This window comes from Chryseobacterium gilvum (genome assembly GCF_025628965.1).
GTDB classification, from domain to species: Bacteria; Bacteroidota; Bacteroidia; order Flavobacteriales; family Weeksellaceae; genus Chryseobacterium; species Chryseobacterium gilvum.
In genome coordinates this window covers 784,798-803,527 of sequence record NZ_JAOTEN010000001.1, presented here as the reverse complement: position 1 = coordinate 803,527, position 18,730 = coordinate 784,798, and the positions used below count along the sequence as shown (strand labels likewise).

The 18,730-nt window shown below is 36.0% G+C and carries 19 protein-coding genes; 7 read left to right on the top strand and 12 right to left on the bottom strand.

Annotation, left to right across the window (positions count from 1 at the left end):
* Positions 1–255: 255 nt before the first annotated feature.
* The 5 genes from rsgA to N0B16_RS03665 all read right to left on the bottom strand — a co-directional run bounded on the left by rsgA (position 256) and on the right by N0B16_RS03665 (position 5,055).
* Entirely contained in the window at positions 256–1,182 is a 927-nt protein-coding gene (gene rsgA / locus N0B16_RS03685) for a ribosome small subunit-dependent GTPase A (RefSeq protein WP_262989375.1), read from the bottom strand.
* Between the two features lie 65 nt (positions 1,183–1,247).
* On the bottom strand, positions 1,248–2,327 hold the full coding sequence (locus tag N0B16_RS03680) for a chorismate mutase (RefSeq protein WP_262989374.1): 1,080 nt from the start codon (positions 2,325–2,327) through the stop codon (positions 1,248–1,250).
* 316 nt (positions 2,328–2,643) lie between these two features.
* Positions 2,644–3,117 (bottom strand): DUF8439 domain-containing protein, encoded by a 474-nt coding sequence (locus tag N0B16_RS03675; protein ID WP_262989373.1) that lies wholly within the window; start codon positions 3,115–3,117, stop codon positions 2,644–2,646.
* 146 nt (positions 3,118–3,263) lie between these two features.
* A complete protein-coding gene (dnaX, locus tag N0B16_RS03670) occupies positions 3,264–4,349 on the bottom strand; it encodes a DNA polymerase III subunit gamma/tau (protein WP_262989372.1) in 1,086 nt (361 codons plus the stop codon).
* A gap of 82 nt (positions 4,350–4,431) precedes the next feature.
* The gene (locus N0B16_RS03665; protein ID WP_262989371.1) at positions 4,432–5,055 is read right to left on the bottom strand and encodes a TetR/AcrR family transcriptional regulator; all 624 of its coding nucleotides are present in this window, start codon (positions 5,053–5,055) and stop codon (positions 4,432–4,434) included.
* A 390-nt stretch (positions 5,056–5,445) separates the two neighbouring features.
* Here N0B16_RS03665 and N0B16_RS03660 point away from each other — a divergent pair, with 390 nt between their 5' ends.
* From N0B16_RS03660 to N0B16_RS03630, 7 genes are all read left to right on the top strand, one after another.
* Positions 5,446–6,126, top strand: a complete 681-nt coding sequence (locus tag N0B16_RS03660) for a MarR family winged helix-turn-helix transcriptional regulator (protein ID WP_262989370.1) — start codon at positions 5,446–5,448, stop codon at positions 6,124–6,126.
* A complete protein-coding gene (crtID, locus tag N0B16_RS03655; protein WP_262989369.1) occupies positions 6,123–7,586 on the top strand; it encodes a bifunctional phytoene desaturase/3,4-desaturase in 1,464 nt (487 codons plus the stop codon). Before N0B16_RS03660 ends, crtID begins: the two co-directional genes overlap by 4 nt.
* 11 nt (positions 7,587–7,597) lie before the next feature.
* Positions 7,598–8,434, top strand: a complete 837-nt coding sequence (locus N0B16_RS03650; RefSeq protein ID WP_262989368.1) for a phytoene/squalene synthase family protein — start codon at positions 7,598–7,600, stop codon at positions 8,432–8,434.
* Between the two features lie 23 nt (positions 8,435–8,457).
* Complete coding sequence (locus tag N0B16_RS03645) at positions 8,458–8,931, top strand: SRPBCC family protein (RefSeq protein ID WP_262989367.1); 474 nt, start codon at positions 8,458–8,460, stop codon at positions 8,929–8,931.
* On the top strand, positions 8,928–9,386 hold the full coding sequence (locus N0B16_RS03640; protein WP_262989366.1) for a sterol desaturase family protein: 459 nt from the start codon (positions 8,928–8,930) through the stop codon (positions 9,384–9,386). The genes N0B16_RS03645 and N0B16_RS03640 overlap by 4 nt, the downstream gene beginning before the upstream one ends.
* A gap of 3 nt (positions 9,387–9,389) precedes the next feature.
* The gene (locus tag N0B16_RS03635; RefSeq protein ID WP_262989365.1) at positions 9,390–10,115 is read left to right on the top strand and encodes a lycopene cyclase domain-containing protein; all 726 of its coding nucleotides are present in this window, start codon (positions 9,390–9,392) and stop codon (positions 10,113–10,115) included.
* Between the two features lie 236 nt (positions 10,116–10,351).
* Positions 10,352–10,768: a hypothetical protein gene (locus N0B16_RS03630; RefSeq protein WP_262989364.1), complete on the top strand. Its 417-nt coding sequence runs from the start codon at positions 10,352–10,354 to the stop codon at positions 10,766–10,768.
* A gap of 95 nt (positions 10,769–10,863) precedes the next feature.
* On the opposite strand, the gene N0B16_RS03625 is transcribed toward N0B16_RS03630, so the two are convergent.
* The 7 genes from N0B16_RS03625 to egtB all read right to left on the bottom strand — a co-directional run bounded on the left by N0B16_RS03625 (position 10,864) and on the right by egtB (position 18,717).
* Positions 10,864–11,571 carry a DUF421 domain-containing protein gene (locus tag N0B16_RS03625; RefSeq protein ID WP_262989363.1) on the bottom strand — a complete coding sequence of 236 codons (708 nt, stop codon included), beginning with the start codon at positions 11,569–11,571 and terminating at the stop codon, positions 10,864–10,866.
* 192 nt (positions 11,572–11,763) lie between these two features.
* Positions 11,764–12,438 carry a YceI family protein gene (locus tag N0B16_RS03620; RefSeq protein WP_262989362.1) on the bottom strand — a complete coding sequence of 225 codons (675 nt, stop codon included), beginning with the start codon at positions 12,436–12,438 and terminating at the stop codon, positions 11,764–11,766.
* 139 nt (positions 12,439–12,577) lie between these two features.
* Positions 12,578–13,852, bottom strand: coding sequence for an NAD(P)/FAD-dependent oxidoreductase (locus N0B16_RS03615; RefSeq protein ID WP_262989361.1), 1,275 nt, complete (start codon positions 13,850–13,852; stop codon positions 12,578–12,580).
* Positions 13,853–13,870: 18 nt separating this feature from the next.
* Entirely contained in the window at positions 13,871–15,049 is a 1,179-nt protein-coding gene (locus tag N0B16_RS03610; protein WP_262989360.1) for a MalY/PatB family protein, read from the bottom strand.
* 7 nt (positions 15,050–15,056) lie between these two features.
* Complete coding sequence (locus N0B16_RS03605; RefSeq protein ID WP_262989359.1) at positions 15,057–16,625, bottom strand: ABC transporter permease/substrate-binding protein; 1,569 nt, start codon at positions 16,623–16,625, stop codon at positions 15,057–15,059.
* On the bottom strand, positions 16,622–17,536 hold the full coding sequence (locus tag N0B16_RS03600) for an ABC transporter ATP-binding protein (protein ID WP_262989358.1): 915 nt from the start codon (positions 17,534–17,536) through the stop codon (positions 16,622–16,624). The genes N0B16_RS03605 and N0B16_RS03600 overlap by 4 nt, the downstream gene beginning before the upstream one ends.
* 8 nt (positions 17,537–17,544) lie before the next feature.
* Positions 17,545–18,717, bottom strand: coding sequence for an ergothioneine biosynthesis protein EgtB (egtB, locus tag N0B16_RS03595; RefSeq protein WP_262989357.1), 1,173 nt, complete (start codon positions 18,715–18,717; stop codon positions 17,545–17,547).
* Positions 18,718–18,730 lie beyond the last annotated feature (13 nt).

Below are 18,730 nucleotides of genomic sequence, written 5' to 3'. Positions count from 1 at the left end.
GATTCCGTTTTTAATTTTTTTTAACAAAAAAATAACTTTTATTAACGATTTATACATCTTCCTTTGGCACATCGTTTGTTATTAATATTAACGATTCTCATGTTTAATTTGAGTTTTCATGGTTATTAGTTTTTACCCAGCTCCGGCTGGGTTTTGTTTTATATGGAAATACAAAACTATATTCTAAACCAATGATTGTATAAGGCGTTTCCCGTCATCGACATATACCTGTAAATAAAAGCGTAAAGCTTACTTTTAGTTTTGGAAATTTTCCTCCGCCTCTTCCATTAGCTTTATGTAGGTAGAATATCTTGAATATTGAATTTCGCCGGTTTCCAAAGATTCAAGAACGGCACATTTGGGCTCATTGATATGCATACAGTTGTGAAATTTACATTCTTCCCTTTTTTTAAATATTTCAGGAAAATAATGCTGCACTTCTTCTTTTTGAATATCAATCATGGCAAATTCACGTACACCGGGTGTATCGATCACATTGCCCCCGAAATGCCAGAAATGCATCTGTGCAAAAGTAGTGGTATGTTTTCCTTTAAGATGAGTGTCAGAAATTTCTGAAGTACGAAGATTAAGATCAGGCTGTAATGCGTTGACTAATGTAGATTTTCCGCATCCCGAATGTCCGAAAAATACAGACGTCTGATTGATAAGAAGATGCTGAAGATCTTCCAGATTGAGTTTAGAATACGATGAGATTTCTAAACTATCATAACCAATTTGCTGATATAAAAACTGGATATCTTTTACGATTTCTATTTCTTCATCATTCAATACATCCATTTTATTGAAAAGAATCAGCGGTTTGATATTGTATGCTTCACAACACGCCAGAAAACGGTCAAGAAAGCCAAAAGATGTTTCAGGATGTTTTAAAGTAAAAATAAAACAAGCCAGATCAATATTGGATGCAATAATATGGGCTTCTTTGGATAAATTGACTGACTTTCGGATCAGGTAATTTTTTCGTGGCTCTATTTTGGTAATCCACGCAATATCGTCCTGTTCCAGCTGAAATTCCACAAAATCACCTACGGCAAGCGGATTGGTGAGTCTTGTTTTGATCAGTTTAAACTTACCCCGGATTCTGGCTTCGAAAATCCTTTCCGTTTCCAATTCCAAAACCTGATACCAGCTACCTGTAGATTTAATTACTTTTCCTTTCATACGTAGAGCGCAAAGATAAGAATTTCGGGGTAAGAAAATTTATCCGAGTATTTTAATTCCGGCTTTTATCTGTTAATCATAATCCCATTTTGCACATCAATAGATTCTTCATGGATAGCCTTGAATATTTTCTCAATAAAATCACGTGACATTCCGGTTTCGGTGGCTTTTTGCACTGCATATTCCGTAATCGTTCTCCATCTTTCCGGCTGAAAGATCGCGATATCATTTTCCTTTTTAAGTGTTCCTATTTTTTCAGAAATTTTCATTCTTTGCGAGAGCAATTCAATCAGCTGAAAATCAATATCAGAAATTAAAGTCCGGTGTCTTCCCATTTCACCTTCAAATCCTGCCAATCCGGAATTTCTGACCTTTAAATTTAAAATTAATTCCGCCAGAACTTCGGGAGTAATCTGCTGTGCCGCATCGCTCCAAGCTTCATCAGGATTGCTGTGTGTTTCTATTATCGCTCCTTGATACCCCACATTTAAAGCTTCCTGTGTGATAGCCGCTAAACCTGTTCTGTTCCCACAGATATGTGAAGGATCAATAAGCATCGGAATATCCGGAAATTCACTTTTAAAGTCTAATGCGATTTGCCAGTTTGGGTTGTTTCGGTATTTTGTTTTCTGATAGGTTGAGAATCCGCGGTGAATTACGCCCAGATTATTAATATTCTGCCCAAGAAGCCTTTCCAGCGCACCGATCCACAATGCGAGATCAGGATTTACAGGATTTTTAACCAATACTGTTTTTGAAGTGCCTTTTAGAGCTTCAGCGATTTCCTGAACGGTAAAAGGATTTACCGTTGATCTCGCTCCAATCCAAAGAATATCGACATCTGCTTCCAATGCGGCATCCACATGATGTGCATTTGCAACTTCAGTGGCGGTTTTGAATCCGTATTCTTCTTTCACTTTTTTCAGCCAGTTGAGCCCGATTACTCCTACTCCTTCAAATCCGTTTGGTTTGGTACGCGGTTTCCAGATACCGGCACGGAATATAGGAACATTCGCATGGGTTTCTCTGATTCGCCTTGCCGTTTCCAACATCTGCGCTTCACTTTCTGCACTGCATGGTCCTGCAATCATCATAGGCTGTGAAAACTCTTTTATCCAGTCGTTTTTTATATCTTTTAGGTTCATTATAATCTTGTGTTTATATTGTTATCATAGAATCAGAATGATATTATATTCTCATGATAATTCTTTAAAAATTAGTAGTATGTAGGGATAAGAAATTAAAGATGGTTTATTAATCTTTATTTTTTTGGAGAAGAATTTTAGCAGTTCCGGAATAACTGATCATATATGTAGTGATTCTTCTTATAAGTCCATAGAAAAGCCATATCTCTGCTGAGATTTTCGGCAGGTGTAAAAGACCAATATGGTATGAATAATTTTCGCACGTATGATGGTATTTTTAGGGCTTTCTTAAACTTAATTCGACAAATATATAAAATTATGTCAGGTCAAACTTCATCAAATCATCAAGATCTTTTAATAAAGGATTGATTTCAATAAATTTTTCAAAAATTTTCTTTTTGGTCATCACCTCAATTTTGAGATTTTCATGATCTTTTTTATAAGAAATCCCGATTGTATGATTATTAACTTTATGTTTAAAATGATTGAAAAATGCTGTACTTATTTTATCAAACTCTACTTTAGCAGAATCTGAAGGATACAGAACCTGGATATTTTTTTCATCAATCTTAATTAATCTGAAAGTCTTAATCGCATTAAATACAAATGGATCTTTGGCCTGCAGCTGTTTTAATAATATATTCCATTCGGTCTGAAGATCTGTCTCCGTAAAATGGTGTTCGGGAAGATGTTGCTGACTGACCACCGCAGTTTCCTGCTCATCTTCTTTATCTTCTTTATTTAAAAAAGAACTGATGCTGAAGCCTGAAGAAATTTTCTTTCCTGACAAAGGCTTGGAAGCTTTGATAACTTCGGCTTCCTGCTGTATTTTCTCAATTGTTTGGGGATTTTCAACAGCAGTGGGTTCAGATTTTGGTACAGCAGCTTTTTCAGGAATTTTTACTTCCTGCTTTTCATGAAGAAAAGGTGCTAATATTATAAACTTTTTTTTTTAGCAGCATCTGCGGAAGCAGAAAGTGATGAGAGTTGCATTAGAGCAATTTCTACGGTAAGACGCGGATTCTTAGAGTTTTTATAATTGATATCTGCATGATTACAGATCTCAATGGCATCAATCAGCTGTTGCGCGTTCCATTTTTTTGCCTGATCTATAAATTTTGCTTTCGTTTGCTCCCCTACCTCAATCAAATCGATCGTTGACGGATTCTGGGCCATCATCAAATCTCTGAAATGATTTCCGAGACCGGCAATAAATATGTGTGAGTCAAACCCCTTTTTCACGATATCATTGAAACCGGATAAAACTGCAGGGATGTTATTCTCTTTTGCTGAATCTACGATAGCAAGATAATGATCGTAATCTAAAATATTAAGAACTTCTGCCGCTTTTGCAAGTGTTATATTCTTCTGAGAAAAGGTAGAGAGCCTGTCAAAAATAGACAATGCGTCTCGCAATGCTCCATCAGCTTTCTGAGCAATCAGGTATAATGCGTCATCTTCATATTGTATATTTTCTTTCTCGGCAATTGTCTTTAAATGATCCTGAATATCCAGAATGGTTATTCTTTTAAAATCATAAATCTGACAGCGTGATAAGATGGTAGGAATTATCTTGTGTTTCTCTGTGGTTGCAAGAATAAAAATTGCGTGAGCAGGCGGTTCTTCTAAGGTTTTAAGAAAAGCGTTAAAGGCTGCTGAAGACAACATATGAACCTCATCAATGATGTACACTTTATATTTACCGACTTGCGGAGCAAAGCGCACCTGGTCAATCAGCTCACGGATATCATCTACCGAATTGTTGGAAGCTGCATCCAGCTCATAAATATTGTAAGCAAAACCATCTTCTGATACGGAACCGTCTTTTTCATTGATCTTTCTCGCCAGAATTCTTGCACAGGTAGTTTTACCTACTCCACGAGGTCCGCAGAAAAGCAGAGCCTGCGCCAACTGATTTTCTCCAATTGCATGTTCTAAAGTATCTGTTATATGAGATTGCCCTACAACGGTATCAAACTGTTGGGGGCGATATTTTCTTGCAGATACGATGAAATTTTCCATTGCTCAAAAGTAAGGAATATAGTTTAAATTTAAAAATTTAAACTTTTAATTTATCTGATAAAATCGCAGATTATTTAAAGAATTATTTTTGATATGCATAATCAATAATTCCTTCAATGGCTTCTTCGATTTTTTTTCGGCCTTCGTCGGTTTTAAGATTCAGCCCACAAAAAGTGGTGCCGTTATGACCCGTATATAAGTTTAAATGATAAATTCCCGCTACCAATAACGCGGTAATTGCCCTGTATTCTTCTGATCTCTCGCCAAAATGGGGATCTGTAATATTTTTAAACAAAAGTTCTCCTACTTCTTCCCTCTGATCGACCAGTTTCTTTAGAATCGGCCTGCTCTCTGAAAGTTCCCAGACAATGATTTTCTGCAATTCTTTATTTTTTCTCAGGCTTTCAAACTGGTTCAGAAGTGCTGATTTTGACATCTGTTTCCCTCCGTCTGACATATCCATCTCCGGATCATGGTTATATTGGCTCCAATAATCCTGAGATCTTATATATTCATCAATCAATTTATCTGTGCTGCCAAAATATTCGTAAATTAATTTTTTATCAAATCCTGCCACTGCAGCAATTTTGCTGACCATCAATCCCGAATATCCCTTTGTTTTAATAATTTTACCTACCGCATTCAGCAGCTTTTGCTTAGTTTTTTCTTTGTCCCGAATAGGTCCTTGTACTACTTTTCTAGGCATCTTTATTATTTTATTTTGCAATATGCAATTTTTTATTAATATCTTAAAATATATCGCTTCATTTAACGTAATATTATACTAATTCTAATATCCAAATCGATAACTCATAAAATCACGATCATAATATGCGCTTTTGAGCATTAAGATTCTACGCTTTTTCAAAACAAAAATAAAAATTTCTCAATAAATGAGAAAAATCCCGGTTCTGAGATATTATTTATTACACCTACGAGGTTTCTGAGCATTTGGATTTACGGACAATGAAAAAATTATTTCTGATGGGATAAAAATTAGTTTTTATAAAATATTGTACATAAGATATTTTGGACTAAAGTTTGTATATGATCAAACATTCAACAAAAATAGTATATTTGTATACCAATTTAACTTATGAATTTTAGCTTTATTAAAAATTTCATCGATCTCTTGGAAGAATTTGATCTGAAAAATACCAATTCATTTTATCCTTCAACGGTAGAAGGATTTAAAATGTGGATTTTCGATGAAGAGCTGCGCAAAAAAGATCAGACGGAAATCATTGCAGAATGGGAAGGAAAAGAAAAAGGCAGATCTGCTGAAAGTGCTATTAATACTTTACTGGTACAGCTGAACCGATATGCAAAGTTATATTCAAAATCTGCCATTGCAGATTCTGAATTTTCTACACAGGAAGATTTTATCTATCTCATTACCCTCAGATCTCATGGAGCAATGTCTAAAATGGATCTGATCAAAAAAAACATTCATGAAAAACCTGTAGGGATTCTTATTATCAACCGGCTTTTAAAACAAGGCTGGATACAGCAGGTAGATTCTTCAGAAGATAAAAGAGTAAAATTAATTTCCATCACTCCAAAAGGCATCGACACTCTGGAGAATCAAATGACAAAAATTCGTCAGGCAACACAAATCGTAGCCGGCAATCTTACCTATACAGAAAAAATGGATCTGATAAGAATTCTTAATAAGCTGGAAAAGTTTCACAATCCAATATATACTAAGAACATAAAGCCGAAAGACCTCATCGACACTGTTCATCAGGAGTTTTTATTTGATAAAAAACGATCATGAAAAAAATAGCAATCATAGGATCAGGTTTTTCAGGACTATCGGCGGCGGCATATGCGGCGAAAAAAAATCATGAGGTACATCTTTTTGAGAAGAATGACAGTTTGGGAGGAAGAGCGAGAAAATTTACCACAGAAAAAGGATATGTTTTTGACATGGGCCCTAGCTGGTATTGGATGCCCGATATTATTGAATCTTTTTTTGCAGATTTTGGAAAGAAAACGTCAGACTTTTTTACACTTGTCCCTTTAGATCCTCAGTTTGAGATGGTTTTTTCGGACGGAGTTATGGGAATACCTCACGATTACAACGAAATGAAACTGCTTTTTGAACAAACTGAAAAGGGGGCCGGAAAGAAGCTGGATGAATTTATGGAAGATGCACAGTATAAATATGAAGTCGGGATGAAAGATTTCGTAAATAAACCCTGTCACTCGTGGCTTGAATTTGTTTCTCCGAAAATTGCCAAAAGCGCATTGAAACTGGATCTGTTATCTAACTTTCATAGTTTTGTAAGAAAATATTTTTCAGATCCAAAACTGATTATGCTGATGGAATTTCCTGTAATTTTCCTGGGTGCGGCGCCTAAAGATATTCCTGCTTTATACAGTCTCATGAATTATGGAGGATACAAGCTGGGAACTTGGTATCCGATGGGCGGATTTTCAAAAGTAATCGATGCGATGGCAGAAGTTGCAAAAAATGAAGGCGTGAAAATTTATCTTAATTCAACTATAGATTCCATAAAAATAACTGATAAAAAAGCGACCGCGCTTTCAGTAAACGGAAAAGAAATTTCATTTGACACAGTGATCGCTTCATCTGACTATCATCATACTGAAAGCACCCTGATTCCTGAAAAGTACCGCAATTACAGTGAAGATTACTGGAAAAAAAGAACTTTTGCGCCGTCTTGTCTTATTTATTATTTAGGATTTAAAGAAAAGATTCCTAATCTGAAACATCATACGCTTTTTTTCGAAAACGATCTTGACCTCCATACCGCAGAAATCTATGATGATAAAAAATGGCCTACAAAACCGCTGTTTTATGTCTGCTGTCCTTCGAAAACCGATAAAAACGTTGCTCCGGAAGGATGTGAAAATGTTTTTCTCCTGATGCCGGTAGCGACCGGGCTTGAAGATACCGAAGAAATGAGAGAACTGTATTTTGATCAAATGATTAAAAGACTTGAAAAACATACCCAAACTTCTGATCTTTTATCTACATTAGACTATAAAAAAAGCTACTGTATTAAAGATTTCAAAGAAGATTATAATGCATATGAAGGAAACGCGTACGGATTGGCGAATACGCTTGCCCAAACTGCTGTTTTAAAGCCTTCATTAAAAAATAAAAAAATTAATAATCTCTTTTACACCGGGCAACTGACTGTTCCGGGACCAGGAGTTCCTCCTTCAATTATTTCAGGAAAAATAGCGGCCCACGAAGCTACCAAATAAATAAAACGAATATGAAAAAATCATTTGACGACCTTTCGTATAAAATCAGTAAGCAGACTACAAAGCAGTACAGCACCAGTTTTTCGTTAGGAATTCTCGCACTTTCGCCTAAAATAAGAAATTCGATCTATGCCATTTACGGATATGTACGTCTCGCAGATGAAATCGTAGATAGCTTTCATGGGTATGACCGTGCTACCCTGCTTTCCCGGTTTCGTGAACAGACCAATCAGGCTTTAGAAGAAAAAATATCACTAAATCCTATATTACAGGCATTTCAGGAGACTATTCATCAATACCAGATTGATTTTCAGCTGATTTATCAGTTTCTCAACAGTATGGAAATGGACCTTCACGATATTGATTATGATTCTGAGCTTTATAAAGAATATATCCTCGGCTCTGCAGAAGTAGTGGGATTGATGTGTCTTCAGATTTTTGTAGACGGCAATAAAGAACAGTATAAAATTCTGAGACCATCTGCGATGAAGCTGGGCTCAGCATTTCAGAAGGTTAATTTTTTGAGAGATATGAAAGATGATTATCAGATTCTGGGACGTACTTATTTTCCGAATGTTGACATTTCTTACTTTGATAATTCCGTAAAAGCACATATTGAAAAAGACATTCAGGATGAATTTAAAGAAGCTTTGGAAGGTATTAAAAAACTGCCAAATTCAGCGAGATTCGGAGTATATTTGGCATATCGGTATTATATCTCATTATTTAGAAAAATAAAAAGAACTCCTGCCAAAAAAATAATCAACCAGAGAATCAGGATTTCAAACGGAAGAAAATTCTCCCTTATGATGAGCAGTTATCTGCAATATAAAATATCTTATTTATAGATTAAATTATTTAAAAAGTAACAATGGTACATCAGCTAAAACGTGAGCAGCAGCTAAATTGCGATATTGAAACCGCATGGAAATTCTTTTCATCAGCACATAATCTCTCGAAGATTACGCCGAAAGACATGAATTTTATTGTAAGAACTGATCTTAAAGATGACGAAATTTACCAAGGGATGATTATTGATTATTACGTATCGCCTCTGCTCGGAATAAAAATGGATTGGCAAACGGAAATTACCCAGGTTGATCATCATAAAAATTTTATTGATTTCCAGAAAAAAGGCCCATACAAGTTATGGAACCATTTTCATGAGTTTATTCCAAATGAAAAAGGGGTTCTCATCAGAGACATTGTAGATTATGAGCTTCCTATGGGTTTTTTAGGTGAAATAGCGCATACGGTATTTGTGAAAAAAAAACTGGAGCATATTTTCAGCTACCGGTTTAAGGTTTTAGAAGAAATGTTTAATCAGAAAAAAAATCAGTTATGAATTTCCTGATTGTATTGGCTACATTTTTTATCATGGAAGGCATTACCTGGATGGTTCACAAATATATCATGCATGGTTTTTTGTGGAGCCTTCACCGCGATCATCACGATCACAGTAACGACGGGCATATGGAGCGGAATGACTATTTCTTTGCCATTTTTGCCATCCCGACCATTGCAATGATGTATTACGGCACCATCAATCATTTCAATATTTATTTCTATATTGCCATCGGAATCACCGTATACGGAATGGCTTATTTTTTTGTACATGACATATTCATCCATCAGCGGTTTAAATTACTTAGGGATACCCAGAATCCTTATTTGCTTGCGATCAGAAGAGCGCACAAGCAACACCACAAACATACCGGTAGAGAACAGGGAGAATGTTTTGGGTTTTTATGGGTTCCGGTAAAATATTTTAAGATGTATTTCAACAAAAAGAGGACATAGAAAATGGAACATTATACCTACTTATTGATTAACTTTTTTACGGTTATTATATGTTTCATATTTTCCTTTCATCATAAAATTAAATTCAGCAGGCATTTTGCGGCTTTTGTTCTGTGTTCGGTATTGGTTGCAACGGTTTTTATTATATGGGACGCATGGTTCACAAAAATCGGGGTTTGGTGGTTTAATGATCAATATCTTGTCGGAATTAAAATTTTTCAGCTTCCTATTGAAGAACTGATGTTTTTTATTTGTATCCCTTTCGCATGTGTATTCACTTATTTCTGCTTAAATAAATTTTTTAATTTTGACTGGAATCCGCTTCCTGAAAAAATTTTTGTAATCGGTTTTATCCTTATCCTGGTCGTTCTGGCTTTTATTTACTGCGATTTTATTTACCCATTTATCACATTTGTCGTAACAGCATTAAGCCTTTTTGCTTTATCTTTTATCTTAAAAGTACAATGGATCGGAAAAGCCTCTGTGATTTATCTTATTCTAATGCCCGGTTTTATAGCCGTCAACGGAATTCTAACAGGCACCGGTTTAGATGCTCCTATCGTGAATTATAACCCCGCAAGAATCATCGGATTCAGAATTTTTACGATTCCTGTGGAAGATACCATTTATGGTTATACACTCATACTTTGGAATCTGTACTTTTTTCAAAAGTTTAAAAAGAAAGTCAGAAATTATGATATAAATAAAATGTCATCGCTTCCTGAGTAATTTCAATTCAAAAACATTTTTAAAGACTTTATAAAAACACAAAACGTTGAAAAAAAACTTAAAAAAACCTTAAAATTAAATTTTCCATATTTTTTTCATTACTAATAATCAACACATTACAAATTAGTGTGTTTTTTTTATTTAAAAAATTTCACCGTAATAAATGCAAGGCATAGAATTTGTAAAATATGTTACACCACATTATTATTATGTTAAATACAACATCACAAAATATTATGAAAGTAACAGATCTAAAAATCAAAAATCTGGTAGAATATAACAATCAGATTTTTACTATTACAGAGATTTTCCAAAATGAAAAAGAAAACTATTTTGTGAAGATCGAGAATGACGATCACAGTTTTTCTGTACCTGCAGATTCTATCGAACCGATTAAAATTAATGAAGACTGGCTAGAAAAATTCGGTTTCCTTAAAACCTATACTTCTGACCACAGAATACGTTATGAAAGACCAGAACCATTCATTAAATATGATATTGATCTGAGTTCTAAGAAAATTGTTGAAGGATTAAAAATTTATGGAAATTCCATAAAATGTAAATATATCCATGAGTTTCAGAATATATTCTCTTGTTTATTTGGGAAAGAAACCGGTATTAAAAATTCATTTACAAATAAGGCTTTGTCCTGATTTACAAGACCAATTCAAATTATATATATTCAAATTATTAGAAAAATCCCCAGCTTATGTTGGGGATTTTTATTGAAATATTATCTGTAGCTTTTCTAAGTAATTCTTTTGGCGATGCTTGCCTGAATCCAATGTTCTCTTTTACAATTGATGCATTTTTCTGCAGGCCCCGGGTTTTTAAACTCTGTATATCCACAAAAAGTACATGAGTAGTGATCTGCTTTGTCAATATACGTTAAGGGATATTCCAGAGAATGCAGCATAATCGGCAATCCGTACTTTACATTTTCATCTTCATGATAAAAAACGCTTATTTCTCCCGAAACTTCTTCGATAGCCCAATTAATCTGCCCAAGATGTGAAATGCCTTTTCCTCTTAACTCAGCAAAAAATTCGTCGCTTCCAAGATTTTCCTTTTTAAAATTATCTATAGCAAAAATTCCGTCTTCGATCAGACAGATGGCTTTTCCTTCCAGCAGGTTTTCTATTTTCTTAAATCTGCCTATACTGTGCGTGAGTAAACTGTAGAGTAAGATAATAATGATAAAGACAACCATGGAAGATACTACGCCAACTTCTTTATAAAACATCGGGTCACCCGCTGCTGAACCCAAACCGATGATCACCACCAGTTCAAAAACCGACAACTGCTTCACCCCTCTTTTTCCTAAAACTCTTAATGCAATGATGATGGTAAGAAACATGATCATTGTACGCAAGACAATTTCCAGTAAAAACCCCCAATCTTCCGTTCCCAGAAACAATTCTTTCCAGCTGAAATCTAATAAAAATGTTAAAATCATAGTTTACTTTTTGTGGTATGTTCAAAAAATAAGCCATGTTTTTGGGCTAAATATATTCATCAAAGTTTATGTTGGTAAATAAATGAAGAATGACCCTGTTAGTGAACAATTACTACTCAAAATAAAAACTGCACTCGATAAAGTGCAGTTTTTTTAAATTAAGAGGCATCTGCAATGCAGATATCCTAGGTTTTATTTGGTTGCTTTTACATCAATTCCAATTTCTATGTCTTTGCTGATCATCCATTCGGCAGGATCTGCTTCCGTAGTTCCGAATTTAATCCCCCAATCGGCGCGGTTTACAGTGAATTTAGCTTTTACCGCTGCCGTATTATCAGCAATATCTACTTTTGCAGGAAAACTGACATTCAGCGTTTTCCCCTGTAAGGTAAGATTTCCGCTTACTGTTTTATTAGCTCCTTCAACTGCATCTTTTGTACCCGCCGCCAAATCTGAAATTTTTGTAATTTTAAATTCTGCCGTAGGATATTTTTCTACATTAAAAAAGTCTTCATTTTTAAGATGCCCTTCTAAATCAGTGTATTTTTTATCTTTTTCAGTAACAGAAGCCGGATCTACTTTGATAGATTTCATATCTATTACAAATTCTCCGGAGCTTAGTTGGTTTTCAGCCAAAGATAATTTCCCGGAAGAAATAGAAAGTGTACCCCATCTCGGTGCAAAACCACCTTTGTGAAACGCTTTCCAGTTTACTTTTGATGCAGCGGTATCCACTGTAAAAATATCTCCTTTCTGTTCAGCTACTTTTTGTTCCTGAGCGGTAGATGTCGCATCTGTCTTTTTATCATTACAAGATGCCAAAAGCAAACCGATACCCGCCAAAGCAATTACACTAATTTTTTTCATTTTTTTAAAGTTTAATATTTATATTAATAGAGAATGTTGTTTAGATGATGAAACAGTACTCTGTATCCGTTTTCAAATTTCCGACAAATAAAAGAACTTTACATTATCATAGATCAATAAGTGAGAATTATTTTCAGTGTCAAGTATTTTTTCCGGGTCTTACGATCATTCTCAGCGGCTGATCTTTTGTGGTGTAGGAATACAGCCAGTTTAAAAATGTCGTTACTTTATTTCTCAGATTAATAAGCGACATGAGATGAATAAAAATCCAGATCAGCCAGGCTATAAAACCGTTAAAATGCTTCACGGGTCCGTTCAGGTCTGCAACAGCGCGGTTTCTGCTGATAATCGCCATCGATCCTTTATCATTATAAATAAAAGGACGTAATTTATTTCCTTTTTCAGCAGCCATAAGGTTTTTTGAAAGATTTTCCGCCTGCTGAATGGCTACCTGTGCCAACTGTGGATGACCTTCAGGGAAAGCAGGATCTGTAATCATGATGCATGTATCACCAATAGCGTAGATATTTTCTGTTCCGATAATCTTATTGTATGCATCTACAATAAGCCGTTTTCCTCTTCCATAATATTCTTCAGGAATTCCTTTAAAAACCTGTGCCGTAACTCCCGCCGTCCAGATCAGGTTTTCGGTCGCTATTGTTGTTCCGTCTGCAAGATAAACGGTATTATTGGTATAATCTTTCACAATCTGGCCAAGCCTGATAATAACGCCCATCTCTTTTAGCGATTTGCCTGCATATTCCTGCGAAGATTTGCTCATCGGTGCAAGTACGGTGTTTAAACCGTCGATCAGGTAAATGTCAAGATGAATGTCTTTTAATTCCGGATAATCTTTAAAGAGGATATTTTTTCTCAGCTCACTGAGCATTCCTGCGATTTCAACTCCGGTAGGACCGCCACCTGCGACTACAAATGTGGTGAGCTTTTTCTTTTCATTTAAATCTGAAATTTGTGAAGCCCTTTCCAGACGCTCCAGAATTGTATTTCTCAGATTAATGGCATCTGAAATGGTTTTCATCGGTAATGCATTTTTCCGGACATTCTCGTTTCCGAAATAATTACTTACCGTTCCGGTTGCAATGATGAGTTTAGAATACCTTAGTTCACCATTATCAAGAATAATTTTGTTTTCCCCGGGAATAATCTCCTGCAGCTCCCCCATCCTGAAAGAAAAACCTGAATATTTTCTAAAAAATTTCCTAAAAGGATAACTGATGTTGGAAACATCCAAAAATCCGGTGGCAACCTGATACAGCAGTGGCGGAAAAAAATTGTAATTATTTTTGTCTACCAGTGTAATTTTTGCTTTATAATCTGACTTTAATAATCTCTTTGCAATTTCTATCCCTGCAAAACCGCCACCTATAATGACAATACTATTTTCATTTTCCATTTGTAATAGTTTTGGAGTTTATGGTTTATGTATTTCTTTTAAAACTGTTGCTAATTTTGACAATCCTTCATTAAGAATTTCTCTGGGACATGCAATATTGATTCTCAGGAAACCTTCGCCGGCAGAGCCGTACATTGTTCCCGGATTGATCCGGATATTCCCTTTTTCAAATAATAATTTGGCCAAATCTTCGGAAGGTAAAGAAAGAAAGCTACAATCAAGCCAGACCAGGTAAGTCGCCTGTAAAGGTGTAATTTTTATTTGTGGTATGTGTGCCTCACAAAAGCTTTTAAGAAATTGATAATTATTGTAAAGATAAATTTTAAGCTGTTCCAGCCAGTCTTCGCCATTTGTATACGCCGCGATCAAAGCATCGACCGCAACAGAATTAGGATAGTTCGTTTCCTGGGTATCGAGTGTTTTTTGAATTCTTTTTAAACTGCTCTGATCTTCACAGATGACGTAAGAAATGGGCAGACCCGATATATTGAATGTTTTACAGGGAGATCCGCAGGTTGCAGAAATGATATCATATTTTTGGGCAACCGCTGCGAAAGGAATATGCTGATTACCGTCAAAAACCAGATCGGCATGTATTTCATCGGAGATAACCATAACCTGATTTCTGGAACAGATTTCAGCAAGCTTTTCAAGCTCCTGCAAAGTCCAGGCTCTGCCGATAGGATTATGGGGATTGCTAAGCAATAATAAAGTGGTTTTAGGATCAGAAGCGAGACGTTCAAGATCTTCAAAATCCATACGATAATTTCCGTTTTCGCAGATCAAAAGATTTTCTATAATATCATACCCGCAATTTTCTGCTAGTTTAAAAAAATGATTGTAAACAGGTGGCTGCAAAATAATATGTTCTCCGGGTTGTACAAATGTTCTCACCAGTGCGGAAAGCGAAACAATCATTCCAGGAACCGGAATAAGCCATTCTTTTTTAATGGTAAAATGGTGATAATTTTGCCACCAACTGATAATAGACTCATAAAATTGATCCGGAATAATGCTGTACCCGAAAATACCGTGTTCAACTTTATCTGAAAGAGTCCGCAAGATTTCAGGAGCCGTTTTGAAATCCATATCGGCAACCCACATCGGCAGGACTTCATCGTTTTCTGAATGATCCCATTTTACTGAGTTAGTTCCTCTCCTATTTATAATTTCGTCAAAATTATATTTCATTTCCATGCATCGGCTATTTTGTATCGAGGTATTTTTTCAGATCAGAAATTGATTTTATTTTCAATTGATCCGATTGTTTTTTCCGCATCATCAATGCATAAGAATTATTAAAACCTAAAGGTTTCAGCCATTGGATGCCATATTTTTTTTTAAACTCAGAATTGACATATTCATACGTTTTTTCAGGGCTTTGAGAAACATTTTTAACGGTTTTCGGTGAGGGTTGCAACAATACCAGAAGTCCGGTCCCGGTGTATTCCGGATAAAAGTCTATAGCATCATTCATTAAGGCATCAAAGCAGATTTTGGTACCTCCTAAACCTGTTTTTGTTTCTACTTTATAATCAGTGTACCCTTCGATTAATTTTTTATAAATCTCGGCCAAAATATACTGTTCGCCGAAAATTTTAGACCCTATTCTGACAGTTCCTGAATTTCCGTTCCGGGGATTTTTGTACAAGTTATTTTTAATTAAAAAAGCTTTTGCAATGCTCTCAGGAGTTTGGTGGAGATCATCAGATTTATAATTCAGATCAGTCATAATCGAATCATTGAATTTGCCGGCTAATCTATTGAGAGTGTTTTCCAGGCTGGGAAATTTTTTCAACGTTTCTGTTTTTATAATTGGGGCTGCAAAATAAGGAGGAAATATTTTCTGATCATCATTGAGAACATACAAATTAAATGTTTTAATTCTTCCGTCGGTAGAATATCCGCTGATTACATCCAGCTCATTTTCGTAAGCAGCTTTATACATGACCGCATCATTTACCACTTTAGGGTTTATATTCAACTTGTAAACGGAACGCAAACCGAGATCACCATCCTGTCTTCCCATAAACTCAGGCGTAAAACCTGCTCTTAAAGTATTTTTAGAGATTTTTTCTTTGATGAGATAAATTCCTCCAAGAACTATCATAATCGCCGGAATAATATATTTCAGACTGCTCAATCCCCGAAAACCAGATTTTTGAAGAAATCCGATGGCCTGATCTAACAATATCGCCAACAATGCTGCAGGAATGGCTCCGGCTAAAATCATATTGGAATTGTTTAATGAAATTCCGCCAAAAATAAACTCTCCCAATCCTCCTGCCGCGACAAACGAAGCCAGTGTTGCAATGCCTACATTAATCACGGCCGCCGTTCTGATTCCTGCAATAATATAAGGCATTGCCAAAGGAAGTTCTACTTTAAAAAGAAGCTGCGCAGGATTCATTCCCATTGCTTTTGCCGACTCGATCACTGCAGGATTTACTTCCGTAATTCCGGTGTAGGTATTTCTGATGATGGGTAAAAGCGCATAAATAAGCAAGGCGACAATAGCGGGAGTGGCTCCAATTCCGAAAGCCGGGATCATAAAACCGAGCAAAGCAATGCTTGGAATCGTCTGTAAAATACCTGCAAAACCTAAAACCGGAGGCGAAAGATTTCTTTTTCGGGCTATCAGAATTCCTAAAGGCAAGCCGACCAAAATTGCCAATGCCAATGACAAAAATGTAAGGCCCAGATGTTGTGTAATCTGGATGAATAATTTTTCGTGCTGTTCAACCACAAATTGCCAGAAACCCTGCTGTTTCATACTGCCTGCATTTTTCTGTATTCATTAAAAGCATTAACGATTTTCTCGTACTGAAATATGCTTTTCTGATCTGCACTCAATTTTTGTAGAGCGCTCCAGACATCCGTTTTTTCCTTAAAATTGAATTTTTCATATTCTTCGGTAAGATCTATATGAATATCTTTAAGAAGAGTTACTTTGTATTCTAATAACAAACGGTTTTCCGCGAAAAAACCTCTGACAAAATCATTTTTAGGATGATAGAGCATTTCTTTGGGGGTGCCCATCTGAATGATTTTTCCATGGTTCATCAAACCAATTTTATGACCCAGTTCGAATGCTTCCTGCACATCGTGCGTCACTAGGATAATAGTTTTACTTTTCAGCTCTTCGAAAGATTTAAATTCTGTATGAATATCTGCTTTCGTAATGTTGTCTAATGCTCCGAAAGGCTCATCCATTAATAAAATAGGAGCATCTGCAATTAAAGCTCTTGCAATTCCCACACGCTGCTGTTGTCCGCCACTGAGCTCGCTTGGAAAGCGGGAAAGCAGTTCCTCAGAAAGATGAAGTTTATGCAACAGCTCTGTGGTTCTGTGTTCTGTTTTTTTTCTGTCCCATTGTAAGAGTTCAGGAACGACAGCAATATTTTGTTTCACCGTATAATGCGGAAATAAACCGGAATTCTGCATCACGAAACCAATGTTCATCCGGAGCTGTTCTATTTTCTGATCACGAATATTTTTGCCGTTAATCAGGATCTGTCCGGAATCTGCTTCTATTAAACGATTGATCATCTTTAAGGTTGTCGTTTTTCCGCAACCGCTTGTTCCCAAAAGCACCAAAATTTCCTGATCATTGGCCTGAAAAGAAATATGGTCAACTGCAGGTTTTCCGTTAAAATTCTTCGATACTGATTCTACTGTAATCATCCATGAAATTATTTGGCAAGCCTGATTCCTGTAAACTGCCATTGTAGAGAGGTCTGAAAGAAATTACGATAGGTATTTCTGCTGTGACCGGCCGGTGTTGCTTCAGAAGCACCACGAAGCACCATTTGATTTACCATAAATTTCCCATTATATTCTCCTACTGCTCCTGCTTCTTTTTTAAAACCGGGATATGGCAAATACGCAGAATTGGTCCATTCCCACCGTTTTCCCCAATTAAAATGTTCAGATGCCACTTCCCATTCTGCTTCCGTAGGCAAACGCATCCCTTTCCAGGCGGCAAATGCGGATGCTTCAAAGAAATTGATATGACAAACCGGTGTGTTTAGATCTAATTCTGTCAAGCCGTTCAATGTATAATGCATCCATTGCATATCAATAGAATGCCAATATAAAGGTGACTTTGCTTTATTTTGCTGTACCCATTCCCAACCTTCGGCGTGCCAAAACCTGAAATCAGAATATCCTCCGGCTTCTATAAACTGCAAATATTCTGCGTTGGAGACCAATTGATCTGCAATTTCAAATTCGTTGAGGTATACTTTATGTCTTCCCAATTCATTATCAAAACAAAAACCTTCGCCATGATACCCAATTTCGTACACGCCTTCATCAAAATGGATCATCTGTGTATTTTCTGAAGGTATTTTTAAGGATGACTTTTCTCTGTTGTAAGCCGGAAAAAGCGGATTATGGCCTAAAATGTATTTAATATCCGTCATTAATAATTCCTGATGCTGCTGCTCATGATTAAGACCTAATTCCAATAATGATTCTACCTTTTCCGTCATGTGGTCACTCTCAAGAAATGTCTTCATCTGCTGATCTACATATTCACGGTATTTGTATACATCTGCAACGGAAGGACGGCTTAAATTTCCCCTATCAGTACGAATTACACGTGCTCCGATAGTTTCATAATAGCTATTAAACACAAAGTTATATTGAGAATCAAAAACCTGGTAACCAGGTACATTAGGCTGCAGAATGAAGGTCTCAAAAAACCATGTCGTATGACCCAAATGCCATTTTGGCGGACTTACATCTACAATGGGCTGAACCACATAATCTTCGATTTCCAGCGGCGCACATATTTCTACCGAATGTTGTCTTATATTTGTGTATTTTCTAAGCAAATCTGTTGTTGTCATTGGTCCCGTCATAACTTTAGCTTTA